Origin of the sequence: Mesorhizobium sp. B2-4-6, from assembly GCF_006442775.1 — a bacterium.
Classification (GTDB): Bacteria; Pseudomonadota; Alphaproteobacteria; order Rhizobiales; family Rhizobiaceae; genus Mesorhizobium.
Window position 1 is genome coordinate 83,027 of sequence record NZ_VFVI01000017.1, and the last position, 11,742, is coordinate 94,768.

Consider the following 11,742-nt stretch of genomic DNA (forward strand, 5'->3'; position numbering starts at 1 on the left):
ATGAGCAACGAGCATATCGACGAAATCTCGGGCGTCGCGACCACCGGCCACGAGTGGGACGGGATCAAGGAATTGAACAACCCGCTGCCGCGCTGGTGGGTGATAACCTTCTACATCACCATCGCCTGGGCGATCGCCTACACGATTGCCTACCCCGCATGGCCGATGCTGAGTTCCGCCACCAGGGGTGTTCTGGGCTTTTCCAGCCGCAACGACGTCAAGAATGAACTGGCCGCGGCGGAGGCCGCCAAGACCAAGTATGTGGCGGCTATACAATCCAAGTCTGTCTCGGAGATCGCCACGGATGACGCATTGCGCGAATTTGCCGTTGCGGCGGGCGGTGCTGCATTCAAGGTCAACTGCGTGCAATGCCACGGCTCCGGCGCCCAGGGATCGACAGACTTTCCGAACCTCAACGACGACGATTGGCTTTGGGGTGGCCAGGCGGAACAGATCCAGCAGACAATCACCCACGGCATCCGGTTCGCTGCCGATGCCGATACCCGCCAGTCCGAGATGCCAGCCTTTGTCGATGTACTCAAGCCAGATCAGATCGCGCAGGTCAGCGCCTTCGTGGCCAGCCTTTCGGGACCAGTGCAGGACAAGAACCTGATCGAGCCCGGCGCGAAGGTCTTCGCCGACAATTGTGTGGCCTGCCACGGTGAAAACGCAAAAGGCAATCGCGACCTCGGGGCACCCGATCTGACAGACGCTATCTGGTTGCACGGCTCCGGTGAAGCCGCGATTGCTTCCCAGATACGCACGCCGAAAAACGGCGTGATGCCCGCATGGGTCGGCCGGCTCGGCGAGACGACAGTGAAGGAACTGGCCGTCTACGTCCATTCGCTTGGTGGTGGAGAATAGGAGGCGGGGCCTGTTCTTTGCCCTCGACCGCCAAGCGACGAGGCCCGGCCGAGCCGGGCCTCGACTTGTTTTTTGATGATCCAATTTGACCTGCATCAACGCAATGCGCGCGCGCGATTGCAAAACTGCAGGAAACAGGCGGCATCGTTTCGCCGCGATTGGAGATCGTCGTGCTCGATCAGACGCAGGTAGAACGGCTCGAGGCCGAAGCGGTCAACTCCGCAAAGACGCGACAGCCGCTTTATGCCGCGCGTAAGAAGATCTTTCCAAAGCGAGCCTCCGGTCGCTTTCGCCAGTTCAAATGGCTGGTGATGGCGATCACGCTCGGCATCTATTACCTGACGCCGTGGCTGCGTTGGGATCGTGGCCCGTTCGCGCCCGATCAGGCCGTCCTCATCGACCTGGCCAATCGCCGGTTCTATTTCTTCTTCATTGAGATCTGGCCACAGGAATTCTACTACGTCGCCGGTCTTCTCATGATGGCGGGTGTCGGCCTTTTCCTGATCACATCGACGGTCGGACGAGCCTGGTGCGGCTATGCCTGCCCACAGACTGTCTGGGTGGACCTGTTCCTTGTCGTTGAGCGCGCGATCGAAGGCGATCGCAATGCTCGCATCAAGCTTGAAGCCGCCCCGTGGGGTATGCGCAAACTTGTCCTGCGCGCATCCAAGCATGCGATCTGGCTCATCATCGCGGTCGCCACGGGCGGTGCCTGGATTTTCTACTTCGCCGATGCGCCGAAGCTGATCGGTGACGTCGTCGCTGGCACGGCGGCGCCTGTCGCCTATGTCACGGTCGCCGTCCTGACCGGCACAACCTACGTCTTTGGCGGACTGATGCGCGAACAGGTCTGCACCTACATGTGCCCCTGGCCGCGAATTCAGGCCGCCATGCTCGATGAAAACTCGCTGACCGTCACATACAACGACTGGCGCGGCGAACCGCGTTCGCGCCACGCCAAGAAGGCTCTTGCCGCCGGTTTGCCAGCCGGCGATTGCGTCGACTGCAACGCCTGCGTTGCTGTCTGCCCGATGGGGATCGACATCCGCGATGGGCAGCAGCTCGAATGCATCACCTGCGCGCTCTGCATCGATGCCTGCGATGGTGTCATGGACAAGCTCGGTCGCGAGCGCGGGCTGATCTCCTACGCAACGCTGGCGGACTACAATGCCAACATGGCGGTGGCGACCGCGGGCGGCACAAGTTCATTCAATCCGTCGCTGGTAAGAACAACGAGCGGCGTTTTCGTCGACGGCCTGGCGCATTTCCATCTAGGCAAGGTCTTCCGGTTGCGCACCTACATCTATCTCGGCGCATGGTCGGCGATCGGATTGGTCCTCGTCTATTCGCTGCTGACGCGCGAACGGCTGGAACTGAATGTCCTGCATGACCGCAATCCTCAATTCGTGACCCTGTCGGACGGCTCGATCCGCAACGGGTACACCGTCAAACTGCTCAACATGATACCAGAGCCGCGGACGATCGAAGTTGCGCTGCAGGGCCTCGACGGCGGCGAGATGAGCATTGTCGGTATCGACCAACCCCCGAGCCGCTCATTCTCCATCGCAGCCGAACCAGATCGGCTGAAGGTCCTCAAGGTTTTCGTTCGCCAACCGGCGAACCTGGTCAAAGGACCGGCCCAACGTTTCGAGTTCCGCATCCAGGACAACGCGAGTTCCGAATCCGCCGAATACACAGCCAGTTTCAACGCGCCGGAGAAGGGCAGATGAGCACCGATACACAAAAGGCGCGCGAGTTCACCGGCTGGCACATGTTGGTCGTGATCGTCAGTTTCTTTGCCGTGGTGATCGGGGTCAACGTCACCATGGCCACGCTGGCCCGAAAGAGTTGGACCGGCCTCGTTGTCGAGAACACCTATGTGGCGAGCCAGCAGTTCAATGAGGAGGCTCGGAAAGGACGAGCGCAGGCGGCATTGGGCTGGACGGGCAAGCTGGCCATCGCCTCCGGAGAAGTCCGCTACAGCCTTGTCGATGCACACGGCAAAGCGCTGCCGCTGCACGGCGTCAGAATATTTTTTCGGCATCCGGCTTACGAGGCCGAGGACGAAGCTCTGACACTTGCCGCGCCGGCCGGTGCCACGCCGGGGAACGCAGCACAGTTCGCCGCGCGTCACACGCCAAAGGACGGAGTCTGGATCGTCGAGATCGACGCCGACGCGGGCCTTGCCTCTCCATTCCGTGATGTTCGCCGCGTCATGATCTCGAACGGAGCCCTGCAATGAGCTGTTGCGCGCCGGGAGCTGAAATGGCTCTGGAGGTCGCGGGTGCGGCATCCGCTGTGCCGTCCAGCGACGAAGTAAAGCTGGCCAGTCGCTCTTTGGGCGGCGGCATTCATCAGACCGACCTCTCGGTGCCGACTGTTCATTGCGGGGCCTGCATCCAGGCGATCGAGGCTGCGCTCGGCGTGGTCGAGAATGTCGAATCCGCTCGCGTCAACCTGTCGACGAAGCGTGTATCGATCCGCTGGCATGGAGACACCGTACCGCCATTCTTTGCGGTGCTCGGTCGTCTCGGTTATCAGGCACATCTGTTCGACCGGGAAATCGACGAGAAGGACAGGACGCTGTCGGAGTTGATCCGGGCCGTCGCCGTCGCCGGCTTTGCGGCCGGCAACATCATGCTGCTCTCGGTGTCGGTCTGGTCCGGCGCCGAAGGCGCGACGCGGGATCTGTTTCATTGGCTGTCGGCGCTGATCGCCATTCCGGCTCTGGCATTCGCCGGCGGCATCTTCTTCCGCTCCGCTGCTAACGCGCTGCGTCACGGCCGCATGAACATGGACGTGCCGATCGTGGTGGGTGTGTCGCTCGCCTACGCGATGAGTCTCTACGAGACCATCAACCATGGCGAACACGCCTATTTCGACGCCTCGGTTTCGCTGCTCTTCTTCCTGCTGATCGGCCGCACGCTCGATCATGTCATGCGGGAGCGGGCGCGAAAGGCGGTTAATGGCCTCTCGAGACTCGCAGCGCGGGGCTCGATGGTGCAGCGGGACGATGGCACGCGCGAATACGTGCCCGTCGCCGAACTGATGCCGGGAATGCGCCTGCTCATCGTTGCCGGAGAACGCATACCGGTCGACGGCGATATCGTCAGCGGGAATTCCGACCTGGATTGCTCGATCGTCTCCGGGGAGAGCGCGCCAAAGGTGGTCGGGGCCGGCGCTCACGTGCAGGCCGGCACGCTCAACCTGACTGGCCCGCTTACGATGCAGGCGACCGCCGCCGCGAAGGATTCGTTCCTGGCGGAAATGGTTAGACTGATGGAGGCCGCCGAAGGTGGCCGCTCGCGCTACAGGCGGATTGCCGACCGCGTATCGGCACTCTACGCGCCCGTGGTCCATCTGGCGGCCTTGGTCACATTCCTCGGCTGGATGGCTGCGTCCGGCGACTGGCATCGCGCCATGACCATCGCCATCGCCGTGCTCATCATTACCTGTCCGTGCGCGCTCGGCCTCGCGGTTCCGATCGTCCAGGTCGTTGCGGCCAGACGCCTCTTTGAGGCTGGCGTCATGGTCAAGGATGGTTCGGCCATGGAGCGCCTCGCGGCGATCGACACGGCTGTCTTCGACAAGACCGGAACGCTCACGCTCGGGCGCCCAAAACTGATGAATGCATCCTCGATCGATCCGACCATGCTTGCGATCGCGGCAGACATGGCGGCTCATTCCAACCATCCGTTCTCGAGGGCGATCGCCCTTTACGCGGGGTATGCCGGCCAGCCTAGTGTCGAATTTGTCAGCGAGCATCCGGGCTTCGGCGTCGAAGCCATAACGGAGGGGAATACGTGGCGGCTTGGAAGACGCGGATGGGCGGGCTGGAAGGCCAGCACTGGCGGGGAAAGCAAGCTCGGCGGCTACGGCGGCACCGTGCTTTCCAAGAATGGGAACATCGTTGCGTGCTTCGCCTTTGAGGACGCCCTTCGGCAAGACGCCAAGGCAACGATCCAGCAGTTGAAGAACGCCGGGATTTCGGTCGATATCTTGTCCGGAGACACCGCGAAGGCCTGCGGCGAAGTTGCCAAATCGTTGGGAACCGACAGTTTCGTTCCTGCGCTGCTGCCCTCGGGAAAGGTGGAGTGGATCGAAACGCTGACCCGTGCCGGACACAAGGTGCTGATGGTAGGCGACGGCCTAAACGACACGCCGGCATTGCGGGCAGCCCACGTTTCGATGGCTCCGGCAACAGCGGCCGACATTGGCCGCCAGGCCGCGGATTTCGTCTTCCTGCGCGAAAGCCTGCTTGCGGTCCCACTGGCGATGGATGTCTCTCGCAAAGCTGGCCGTCTCATTCGCCAGAACATCGGCATTGCGATCGTGTACAACGCCTTCGCCGTTCCGACCGCCGTTATGGGCCACGTGACGCCGCTCATCGCGGCGATCGCGATGAGCGCCTCCTCGCTGATCGTCATCGCCAATGCTATGCGGCTTCAGGCAACGGCGAAAGCGGCACCTACAGCCTCTCCGGCCCGACGCCGCCCCGACGTCATCAGCGCGGCCCATCCATGACCACGCTTGTCTATCTCATTCCAGTGGCCCTGTTCCTGGGCGCGCTCGGCTTGTCCGGCTTCCTGTGGGCGCTGCGCAGTGGCCAGTACGAAGATCTCGATGGAGCTGCCGAGCGGATTCTGATCGAGCCCGAAGCGCGGGACAACGAGGGGCGGCAATCAAACTGACGCAGATCAAAGCGCCGTTGCCCCCTATGTCCGAAAAAGCTCTGACGAAAGGCGGGAGATTTCGATGCAAGCTCAGGACATCATGACGACGCCGGTGGTCACGATTACCGCCTCTGCCTCCGTCGCAGAAGCGGCCGATCTGATGCTGACCAGGAACATCCGCTGCCTGCCGGTCGTGGGAGGCGATGGATCGTTGACTGGCGTCATCAGCGAAGGCGATTTCCTGCGCCGGGGCGAACTTGGCACCAGACGGGCGCGGCCTCGCTGGCTCGAATTTCTGGTCGGTCCAGGCAAGCTCGCTGACGAGTATGTCCATTCGAGCAGCCGCAGAGTGGTCGAGGTTATGAGCACTGGCGTTGTTTCAGCAGCGCCTAGCGCTCCGCTTGCCGAGATCGTAGACCTCATGGCGACCCACGACATCAAGAACGTGCCTATCCTTGACGCAGGGAAGATCGTCGGCATCGTCAGCCGCTCCGATCTGATGCGCATCCTGCTTCGCACTCTGCCCAAGTCAGGCTCCGCGACCGTCGATGACGAGGTCATCCGCAGGAACATTCTTGCCGAGTTGCGGGAGCAATCCTGGAGCGTCGCCGGCGACCTTATCGGCGTCACCGTCAAAAAAGGAGAGGTCGAACTGAATGGCGCCATTTTCGACGAGCGCCAGCGAAAGGCCGCTGTCGTTGCGGCGGAGAACGTCGCAGGGGTCACGAAAGTCACTGACAAGCTCTTCTACGCCGGACCGTTGTCGGTCGTGCTCGTCTCCTGACGAGCGTGCGTCGGCCTTTATCGCTTCCTGCCGAGCGTCAGACCGCGGCCGCGAGCAACAGCGGTCGAAGCAGCAGCAGGGCAAATCCGACAAGCGCCGCGCCCGCGACCTTGTCGGCTATCCGCCTGCCTCTGCGAAGCCGCCTGCCCAGCAATACCCATAGCGATCCTGTTATGGCGGTGATGCCGAGAAGCACCAGCCAGAAGATGCCAAGTTCGTTTGGACCGACGGCTATCGGCACCATCGCCAGGCAATAGATGAAAGCCTTGGGATTGAGCGCGGTGGTTGCCAGCACGGAAAGGCCATCGCGGCGTTGCGATGCGTCGATAGAATTGCTGGCCATCAGGCGCAGTCCCAGGACTGAAAGCCATCCAACCGCGACGAATTTGAGCACCTGAATGGCGTCAGGCGGCATCAATGGACGCGACAAAAACCAGAAACCCGCCGCGATCCCATAGCCGCACGCCTGTGCCACCAGGAGCCTGGTCGCCTGCTCGTGCTTGACCGCGCCCGCCATCAGGAGAGCGTTGGTTGGCCCCGGAGCGACAAAGAGCAGAAATGCTTCAAGAAGAAATAGGCTGTTCGACATTAGCCTGCCGCTATTTGCTCACGCTTACCTGCCAGACGCCCTTGGCCTTCAGACCCTCGGCGACTTCCTTGGGCATATAGCGCTCGTCGTGTTTGGCAAGCACGCTGTCGGCGATGAAGACGCCGTCAGGCCCAAAGGCGCCCTCTGCAATAACGCCCTGCTCTTCCCGGAAAAGATCAGGAAGGATGCCAGTGTAGTTGACCTTGACAGACCGCTGCGTGTCCGTGACCGAGAAGGCGACCATAGCGCCCTGCCCGCGTACAATCGTGCCCTTTTCAACGAGGCCGCCGAGGCGAATGCGCTGCCCTGGCGGGACGCTTGCGGCGGCGAGGTCAGCAGGCATGTAGAAATAGGAGGCCTTCTGACCCAGCGCATAGAAGGTGAGTCCAGAAGCGGCACCCAGGAAGAGCAACCCGGTGACAATTACCGACAATCGTTTCTGTTTGCGCGTCATTCCTTACTCCTTGCCGTCATGCAGGAGAGCGGCCAAGGCGGTGACTTCCGAGCCTGCTTGCTGTCGGTGCCGATCAGCGGAGGGACTGCAATCGAGCGATCAAATCGCTATTGCGGCAATAGGCCGGCGGATGGTCGGCATGCGCGGTTTCGTCGAGCCAGGCGGAGCATTCGTCCTGGTGGCCGCAAGACCGGCACCGGTCAACGGCACGACTGGTGACGCCCGCATGATCCGCCACAACTTTCAGCTGCCTGTCGACGCCCATCTTCTGCATCATGCGTCCCAGCAAGGCAGTTCTTGCGTCGACCCCGATCAGATATTCGAGAAAGCTCATGTCATCACACTCCTCAGATGACAATTCATTGCCATCTCAGGCGGCTCGCGACGTTGATCTCGATCAAGGAGCGCTGTCCATTTCGTGAAATTGCTTCGCCCCAGGGGGCGATTTTCGCGCCAAGGAACCTAGCTGGCAGTACCGAATATTGCTCCAATGCCTGCGGTCAATGCCATTGCCAGCGCTCCCCAAAAAGTGACGCGAGCAGTGGCTTTCAGCACATTGGCGCCGCCTGCCCTCGCGCCGATTGCGCCGAGCACGGCCAGGAACAACAACGATGCGATCGAAACGACGGCAACAAGTCGGGAGGGCGGTGAAAGAAGCACCATCGCCAACGGCATGATCGCGCCGATTGAAAATGCCGCCGCCGAAGCCAGCGCGGCCAGTATCGGTCGTGCAGCGGTTACCTCGGAAATGCCAAGTTCGTCGCGGGCGTGTGCGCCAAGAGCATCCTTGGCCATTAACTGGTCAGCCACCTGCAACGCCAACTGAGGCTCGACACCGCGATCGATGTAGATCTGGGCAAGCTCCTGCCTCTCGAGCTCAGGTTGGCTCGCCAATTCCTTCCGTTCACGCGCGAGATCCGCGTGCTCGGTGTCGGCCTGGGAACTGACGGATACATATTCGCCGGCGGCCATCGACATAGCGCCCGCCACCAGACCGGCGACGCCAGCCACCAGCACGCTGGCGGTGGTGGCATTGGCGCTTGCAACTCCAATGATCAGGCTGGCGGTCGAGACGATGCCGTCGTTGGCGCCGACCACCGCGGCCCGTAGCCAGCCGATGCGTGACACCAGGTGATTTTCGGTATGAAGACGACTCATCGGAGCAAAGGAACACTAGTCGGTTCGGTCATGGTTCGCGTCCACATCGGCAAGCACAGGAAGGCAGCCCGACCGTTCACTGCTCCTCGAGCCGAACAAATGCCTTGATCAAAGTCAATTGGCGACCGCAGTTCGCCGTCGGACATTTCTGGCAGGCCAAGGCGCGCTGACAGCCAGTTGTCAGCTAGCTCATGAGATATTGTTCCCAACAGGCACGCAATGGCTCAGCCGCAGCGCGCTCGAAACTGGAACAGTGCTTATGAAACAGATCGCCCTGTCTCTCTTCGTGATCGCCTCGTCAGGGGCTTATGTCTGGGATCAGGCGGGTAAGCTTACCGACAGCGATCTGATGGACACACAAGGGGCCAACGCGGCAGAGCAGACTGCGTTACCGCAGGTCACTCCGCTTCCCCATGCCGATCCGGTTCAGGCGCCGGCGGCGACCCAGCCGGTAATTCCCGAGTTGGATGTATCAAGGACGCCGGTGCCACGCACAACGGTCGAGGCCAGCAAGGATAGCCCCACGACGATTGCGGCCGCTGCACTGCAGGCCACCTTTGCCGATAGCCAGCCGGAAGTCGCACAGCCGCCGCCTTCCCCGCCGGAGCCACGGGCGGAGCGCCAGAGAGCAAATGCCGCGCCGCTGCAGACATCGTCATTCGCCGTGACGCCTGCCGTCTACATTCCCATCCCGCAGCCGCGGCCGGATTATCCCCAAGCTCGCGTTATCCATACGGGCATGAAGGTCGCGGCACACGGCTATACCGACGGGGTCTACACCGGCCCTTCGGCCGACGCCTACTACGGCATCATTCAGATCCAGGCACTTGTCCAGGGTGGTCGTGTGACGGCACTCAAGGTGCTGAAATACCCCAACGACCGCCGTACCTCTGTCAACATCAACCGGCAGGCCTTGCCGATGTTGCGCGACGAAGCAATCAGCGCGCAAAGCGCAAATGTAGACATCATCTCGGGCGCGACGCTGACCAGCAAGGCCTTCATCCAGTCGCTCGGCGGCGCCTTGAGGAAGGCTTCTTCCTAATTCGATGCGCGAAACCCGAATTCTGATGGGAATGCCGGTCACGGTCGATGTCGGAAGCGCTGTCGGCTTTGTGGTCGAGTCCGTCTTCGACTATTTCAGGCAGATCGATCGGCGCTTCAGCACCTACAGGACCGACAGCGAGATTTCGGCCATCAACCGGGGCGACGTTCCGGTGAGGGATTGGAGCGGCGAGATGATGGAAGTGCTGGCGCTGGCCGAGCGTACAAGAAGCGAGACGAACGGATATTTCGACATCCGCAAGGCCGACGGTTCGCTTGACCCGTCCGGGATCGTCAAGGGCTGGGCCATCCGCAATGCCGCCGATATTGTTGGCAAGGCCGGCATCGGCAATTTCTTCATCGAGGCAGGCGGCGACATTCAGTCCTGCGGCAGGAATGCGTCCGGCGGAGATTGGAGCGTCGGCATCCGCAATCCCTTCAACACGGATGAGATCATCAAGGTCATCTATCCACGTGGGCGCGGCGTCGCCACGTCGGGCACCTATGCGCGCGGCCAACATATCTACAATCCCCATGAGCCTTCCGGCGCTATCATCGACATCGTCAGCCTGACGGTCGTCGGATTCGACGTGCTTGAAGCCGATCGCTTTGCCACGGCAGCCTTCGCTATGGGTCGCGACGGTATCCTCTTCATCGAGCAGACTCCGGGGCTGGAGGGGTATGCCGTCGACATCAACGGCCGCGCCACGCCCACAAGCGGATTCGGAGATCTTTGCGAACCATGATCAAGGCAATCGACAGGTTCCTCGATCACCTGACCATGTACCGGCTGGTGCTCTACTACCTGATGGCACTCCTGGGCACGGCCTTCGCTTTCTGCTTTCTCAAGCTCGTACCGAATGATCCGCTTGCGCTTGCCTACACCACTGCCCTGACGATTTCGGCCTGCTGGGTTACTAACAAGGCCTTCGCGCTGGTCTTCGAGGTTCCGGCAAACAACGAATCCGTCTATATCACGGCGCTCATTCTGGCCCTCATCCTCGACCCTGTCGCCGTCACCGACCTGAAAGGTATCGCGGCAGTTGCTTTCGCCTCTGTTTGGGCGATCTCATCGAAATACATCCTGGCCATTGGTCGAAAACACCTTTTCAATCCGGCGGCCATCGGCGTGGCGTTGTCGGCATTGTTGCTGAACCAGCCCGCCACCTGGTGGGTCGGTGGCAATCCATGGCTGCTTCCCTTCGTCCTCATCGGCGGGATTCTGGTCGTCCGGAAACTGCGCCGCCTGGATCTTGTCGCGACATTTCTGGTCGTGGCCATTGCGACCGTCCTAGCAACAACCGAGCCAGCGCAATATGGCGCCGCCTTCAAGGAAACGCTGGGCTCGTCGCCGCTATTGTTCTTTGCTTTCGTGATGTTGACCGAGCCCCTGACGGCGCCCGCACAGCGCTGGTCGCGGATCGCCTTTGCCGCCATCGTCGGCTTCCTGTTCGCACCCAACATCCACGTCGGCTCGCTCTATTTCACACCCGAGCTTGCGCTTCTGGTCGGCAATCTCTTCGCCTATTCGGTCGGTCCGAAAGGGCGCTTCGTGCTGACCCTGGAACGCATCGAGGAAACAACCGCCGACAGCTATGATTTCATCTTCAGGTCACAGCGAAAGCTTGCCTTCCAGGCGGGCCAGTACCTTGAGTGGACACTTGGCCTCGACCATTCCGACAATCGCGGAAACCGGCGTTATTTCACCGTCGCCTCATCGCCTACCGAGCAATCCGTGCGGCTTGGCGTAAAGTTCTATCCGCAATCGAGCGCCTTCAAGCGGGCGCTGGGCGCCATGAAGCCCGGCGCCACGATCCACGCTTCACAACTGGCCGGCGATTTCACGCTGCCATCCGATCCGAAGACGAAGATCGCTTTCCTGGCGGGCGGCATCGGCATCACGCCGTTCCGTTCGATGCTGCAATATCTCATCGATCGCGAGGAAGTGCGCCCCATCGTCGTTCTCTATGGTACAGAGGGACAAGACGACATCGCCTATCGAGACGTGCTGGGCTTGGCGAGACGCGAACTGGGCATAAGGACGTTTCACGCCGTAGCCAAGGGTGCCAAGCGCGGCCAGTACCCTGGTTATATCGATGCCCGCCTAGTTGTTTGGTCCCGGCATTTGCTGGAGCGGATTGAGTTTGAAACGTTCCGGTTGTGAGACCCACGCCTTGCA

At 61.4% G+C, this 11,742-nt stretch carries 13 protein-coding genes; 9 read left to right on the plus strand and 4 right to left on the minus strand.

From position 1 onward, the window contains the following. The 6 genes from ccoP to FJ957_RS29190 all read left to right on the plus strand — a co-directional run bounded on the left by ccoP (position 1) and on the right by FJ957_RS29190 (position 6,321). Complete coding sequence (gene ccoP / locus FJ957_RS29165; protein WP_140836257.1) at positions 1 to 864, plus strand: cytochrome-c oxidase, cbb3-type subunit III; 864 nt, start codon at positions 1 to 3, stop codon at positions 862 to 864. Between the two features lie 170 nt (positions 865 to 1,034). After that, the gene (gene ccoG, locus FJ957_RS29170; protein ID WP_181180759.1) at positions 1,035 to 2,594 is read left to right on the plus strand and encodes a cytochrome c oxidase accessory protein CcoG; all 1,560 of its coding nucleotides are present in this window, start codon (positions 1,035 to 1,037) and stop codon (positions 2,592 to 2,594) included. Further along, positions 2,591 to 3,106: a FixH family protein gene (locus FJ957_RS29175; RefSeq protein WP_140836258.1), complete on the plus strand. Its 516-nt coding sequence runs from the start codon at positions 2,591 to 2,593 to the stop codon at positions 3,104 to 3,106. The genes ccoG and FJ957_RS29175 overlap by 4 nt, the downstream gene beginning before the upstream one ends. Continuing rightward, positions 3,103 to 5,388: a cation-translocating P-type ATPase gene (locus FJ957_RS29180; protein ID WP_140836259.1), complete on the plus strand. Its 2,286-nt coding sequence runs from the start codon at positions 3,103 to 3,105 to the stop codon at positions 5,386 to 5,388. The genes FJ957_RS29175 and FJ957_RS29180 overlap by 4 nt, the downstream gene beginning before the upstream one ends. Next, complete coding sequence (ccoS, locus tag FJ957_RS29185; protein ID WP_140836264.1) at positions 5,385 to 5,555, plus strand: cbb3-type cytochrome oxidase assembly protein CcoS; 171 nt, start codon at positions 5,385 to 5,387, stop codon at positions 5,553 to 5,555. The genes FJ957_RS29180 and ccoS overlap by 4 nt, the downstream gene beginning before the upstream one ends. 82 nt (positions 5,556 to 5,637) lie before the next feature. Continuing rightward, complete coding sequence (locus tag FJ957_RS29190; RefSeq protein WP_348642574.1) at positions 5,638 to 6,321, plus strand: CBS domain-containing protein; 684 nt, start codon at positions 5,638 to 5,640, stop codon at positions 6,319 to 6,321. Between the two features lie 37 nt (positions 6,322 to 6,358). Here FJ957_RS29190 and FJ957_RS29195 read toward each other — a convergent pair whose 3' ends face one another. The 4 genes from FJ957_RS29195 to FJ957_RS29210 form a co-directional block, all read right to left on the minus strand. After that, positions 6,359 to 6,910 (minus strand): LysE family transporter, encoded by a 552-nt coding sequence (locus tag FJ957_RS29195; protein ID WP_140836270.1) that lies wholly within the window; start codon positions 6,908 to 6,910, stop codon positions 6,359 to 6,361. Positions 6,911 to 6,920: 10 nt separating this feature from the next. Beyond that, on the minus strand, positions 6,921 to 7,364 hold the full coding sequence (ccmE, locus tag FJ957_RS29200; RefSeq protein WP_140836273.1) for a cytochrome c maturation protein CcmE: 444 nt from the start codon (positions 7,362 to 7,364) through the stop codon (positions 6,921 to 6,923). Between the two features lie 73 nt (positions 7,365 to 7,437). Beyond that, positions 7,438 to 7,698, minus strand: coding sequence for a DUF6455 family protein (locus tag FJ957_RS29205; RefSeq protein WP_140836276.1), 261 nt, complete (start codon positions 7,696 to 7,698; stop codon positions 7,438 to 7,440). Between the two features lie 128 nt (positions 7,699 to 7,826). Beyond that, complete coding sequence (locus FJ957_RS29210) at positions 7,827 to 8,522, minus strand: VIT family protein (RefSeq protein WP_140836284.1); 696 nt, start codon at positions 8,520 to 8,522, stop codon at positions 7,827 to 7,829. A 259-nt stretch (positions 8,523 to 8,781) separates the two neighbouring features. Between FJ957_RS29210 and FJ957_RS29215 the strand changes: the two genes are divergently transcribed. Genes FJ957_RS29215 through FJ957_RS29225 form a run of 3 tightly spaced genes read left to right on the plus strand, consistent with a single transcriptional unit; the run spans position 8,782 to position 11,727 of the window. Beyond that, positions 8,782 to 9,564, plus strand: a complete 783-nt coding sequence (locus FJ957_RS29215) for an FMN-binding protein (protein WP_140836291.1) — start codon at positions 8,782 to 8,784, stop codon at positions 9,562 to 9,564. A gap of 25 nt (positions 9,565 to 9,589) precedes the next feature. Beyond that, positions 9,590 to 10,309: an FAD:protein FMN transferase gene (locus FJ957_RS29220; RefSeq protein ID WP_246685991.1), complete on the plus strand. Its 720-nt coding sequence runs from the start codon at positions 9,590 to 9,592 to the stop codon at positions 10,307 to 10,309. A gap of 35 nt (positions 10,310 to 10,344) precedes the next feature. Beyond that, positions 10,345 to 11,727, plus strand: a complete 1,383-nt coding sequence (locus tag FJ957_RS29225; protein WP_246685992.1) for an RnfABCDGE type electron transport complex subunit D — start codon at positions 10,345 to 10,347, stop codon at positions 11,725 to 11,727. The last annotated feature ends 15 nt before the right edge of the window (positions 11,728 to 11,742 follow it).

What these genes read in the sequence shown, in the direction of transcription:
- ccoP (WP_140836257.1), top strand. Translation starts at nt 1, where the DNA reads ATGAGCAACGAGCATATCGACGAAATCTCGGGCGTCGCGACCACCGGC.
- FJ957_RS29175 (WP_140836258.1), top strand. Translation starts at nt 2,591, where the DNA reads ATGAGCACCGATACACAAAAGGCGCGCGAGTTCACCGGCTGGCACATG.
- FJ957_RS29180 (WP_140836259.1), top strand. Translation starts at nt 3,103, where the DNA reads ATGAGCTGTTGCGCGCCGGGAGCTGAAATGGCTCTGGAGGTCGCGGGT.
- ccoS (WP_140836264.1), top strand. Translation starts at nt 5,385, where the DNA reads ATGACCACGCTTGTCTATCTCATTCCAGTGGCCCTGTTCCTGGGCGCG.
- FJ957_RS29190 (WP_348642574.1), top strand. Translation starts at nt 5,638, where the DNA reads ATGACGACGCCGGTGGTCACGATTACCGCCTCTGCCTCCGTCGCAGAA.
- FJ957_RS29195 (WP_140836270.1), bottom strand. Translation starts at nt 6,910, where the DNA reads ATGTCGAACAGCCTATTTCTTCTTGAAGCATTTCTGCTCTTTGTCGCT.
- ccmE (WP_140836273.1), bottom strand. Translation starts at nt 7,364, where the DNA reads ATGACGCGCAAACAGAAACGATTGTCGGTAATTGTCACCGGGTTGCTC.
- FJ957_RS29205 (WP_140836276.1), bottom strand. Translation starts at nt 7,698, where the DNA reads ATGAGCTTTCTCGAATATCTGATCGGGGTCGACGCAAGAACTGCCTTG.
- FJ957_RS29210 (WP_140836284.1), bottom strand. Translation starts at nt 8,522, where the DNA reads ATGAGTCGTCTTCATACCGAAAATCACCTGGTGTCACGCATCGGCTGG.
- FJ957_RS29215 (WP_140836291.1), top strand. Translation starts at nt 8,782, where the DNA reads ATGAAACAGATCGCCCTGTCTCTCTTCGTGATCGCCTCGTCAGGGGCT.
- FJ957_RS29220 (WP_246685991.1), top strand. Translation starts at nt 9,590, where the DNA reads ATGGGAATGCCGGTCACGGTCGATGTCGGAAGCGCTGTCGGCTTTGTG.
- FJ957_RS29225 (WP_246685992.1), top strand. Translation starts at nt 10,345, where the DNA reads ATGTACCGGCTGGTGCTCTACTACCTGATGGCACTCCTGGGCACGGCC.